Origin of the sequence: Corynebacterium neomassiliense, from assembly GCF_900626215.1 — a bacterium.
Taxonomy (GTDB): Bacteria; Actinomycetota; Actinomycetes; order Mycobacteriales; family Mycobacteriaceae; genus Corynebacterium; species Corynebacterium neomassiliense.
In genome coordinates this window covers 1-2511 of sequence record NZ_LR131115.1, presented here as the reverse complement: position 1 = coordinate 2511, position 2511 = coordinate 1, and the positions used below count along the sequence as shown (strand labels likewise).

At 65.1% G+C, this 2511-nt stretch carries 2 protein-coding genes; both read right to left on the bottom strand.

Annotated features, from left to right (window positions below; translation table 11 throughout):
* Positions 1–249 precede the first annotated feature (249 nt).
* Positions 250–1509 (bottom strand): UDP-N-acetylglucosamine 1-carboxyvinyltransferase, encoded by a 1260-nt coding sequence (gene murA, locus E0E18_RS13780; protein ID WP_066589557.1) that lies wholly within the window; start codon positions 1507–1509, stop codon positions 250–252.
* A 27-nt stretch (positions 1510–1536) separates the two neighbouring features.
* Positions 1537–2382, bottom strand: a complete 846-nt coding sequence (gene ramA, locus E0E18_RS13775) for an acetate metabolism transcriptional regulator RamA (protein ID WP_066586974.1) — start codon at positions 2380–2382, stop codon at positions 1537–1539.
* Positions 2383–2511 lie beyond the last annotated feature (129 nt).

Here is a 2511-nt window from a genome sequence, read left to right as displayed (position 1 = left end):
ATCCATATTTAACAAGCAGTCACCCACTTGCCGGGACCATCCGAACCGTCTGCATCATCTGCGACTTGTAAAAACTTGGTTCATCACACTATTGAGTTCTCAAACAACAACCGCACACCACGAACCGTACCGGAACACTGTCCCAGCCTCCCGTGGCAACCCCGACAAATCTACACACACTCGACACGACGGACAAGTCTGCAGGTCACCGGCCTACGGGCCCCGTCGTCCCCTCCCAACCCGCGGGCGTCACTCATCGGCGACCCGCTCCACCCTGGCGCCCAGACGGCACAGGTCCTCGACGAAACCGGGATACCCGCGGTCAATGTGGTGGACGTCATTGACCCTCGTCACCCCGTCCGCGCACAGGCCCGCGAGCACCAGCCCCGCACCCGCCCGGATGTCAGAGCTCCACACCGGCGCATAACTCAACTGCTCTCTGCCCCTGACGACGACGTGGTGTCCGTCAATGGTGGCGTCCGCCCCCAGTCGTGTCATCTCGTCGACGAAACGGAACCGTGACTCGAAGATGTTCTCCGTGATCACACTCATCCCTTCACTGACCGAGCACAGGGCTATCGCCATCGGCTGCAGGTCGGTGGGAAAACCGGGGAAGGGCAGGGTCTGGTAGTCCACGGCGGTCGCCCGGCGTTCCTGGGTGACCCGGAAACCTGTCGGGTAGGTCTCCACTCCGGCACCTGCCGACCGGAGTTTCTCCAGGACGAGGTGGAGGTGGGCAGGATCAATGCCACCGACAGTGACGTCACCGCGTGTCATGGCCGCGGCATAGGCCCATGTGCCGGCGACGATCCTGTCCCCGACCACCCGGTGCTCCACCGGATGCAGCTTCTTCACCCCGGTCACCGTGATGGTGCTGGAGCCCTCCCCCTCAATCTGTGCGCCCATCTCGCGCAGCATGTGGCACAGGTCGACGATCTCCGGCTCCCGGGCCGCATTGTCCAGGACGGTGGTCCCGTCGGCGAGGACCGCTGCGGTGAGGATGTTCTCTGTGGCACCCACGGAGGGAAAATCCAGGTTGATCTGGGCCCCGTGAAGTTCCTCGGCTTCGGCGACCACGCATCCGTGCTCTATGCGGGTCGCGGCACCCATCTTCTCCAGCCCTGACTGGTGCATGTCGAGAGGGCGGTTGCCGATGGCGTCACCGCCGGGCAGGGCGACCACGGCACGGTGGCACCGGGCGGTGAGGGGACCGAGGACGCAGACCGAGGCACGGAACTGCCGGACCGCGTCAATGTCCGCGTCCGGGGAGATGACCTCGGGGACGGTGATCTCCACACGCTCTCCGTCTGCGCGGGCGGTGCAGCCCAGACCTTCCAGGACCTTGACCATGTAGGTCACGTCCGAGATCTGCGGACAGTTGTGCAGGACCGTCGTCCCCTCCGCGAGCAGTGCCGCAGACATGAGCTTCAGGACGCTGTTCTTCGCCCCGACGACAGAGACCGATCCTTCAAGGCGTGCACCGCCGGTCACCAGGAAATGTTCTTTCACGCCCACCACCCTAGTGGTCCGGCCGGATCAGGGCAGGGCGCCTATCCTCCGTGCGGCGTTGACCGCCTCGTACCTGGTGTGGGCGCCGAGCTTGCGCATGACCGACCGCAGATAGCTCTTCACCGTCTCTGCCCCGATCCCCATCTCCTCCGCGGCCTCCACGTTGGTGTGCCCCAGGGCCACACAGGAGAGCACGTCGAGCTCCCGGGCGGAGAGCTTGGTGGTCTGCTTCACCCGCACCGGACTGACCATCTGGTCGCACAGCACCTCGAGGTCGCGGCGAATCTCCTCGTCCTCGACCCGGTTGGCGAGCATCCTCAGTCGGGAATGCGTGGCCCTGACCTGTTCCCATTCCGCCCCGGACATCGTGCGCACCGGTTTGCTGACAGGTTCCCGGGGGTTGGCGTCCGCCCGGCGCAGTGCGCCGTTGACGGCGAAGTCCTGTTCCAGTGTGCGGGCGGTCATGGTCACCTCTTCCAGCACCTTGTCCCCCATACGGACCGGGGAGTGCACTCCGGCGTAGAGGACGCCACGCATCTCGCGCCCCACGATCACGGGGACGGCGACGATGGAATGGAGACCTTCGTCCCGGATCGGCCGGTCGAACTCGTGCGAGATCGACTTCGCGCGGATGTAGTCGGAGACACCGACCGGGCGCCGGGTGGCCATCACCCGACCTCCCACACCCTGTCCGGCCTCGATGGAGAGATTGTTCAGTGCAGGGGTACGCAGGCCCACCCACTGGTTGATCACCATCCGGCCGTCGGACTGGCACGACCCGAACATCGTCACCGGGATTCCGGTGGAGTTCTTCAGGGACGACAGTGCCGACCGGATCGCATCCTCGTCATCGCGGTGCCGCTGCTGCTCCACGGTTCGCCTTTCTCCCGCACCTGATTCACGTCAGGTGGTCTAGGTCCCTACAACGGGGGCACTCTGTGTGCCCCCTGAGTATAGGCAACCCCGACCACTACCCCCAAATCTGGCCACTACTCCCCCACC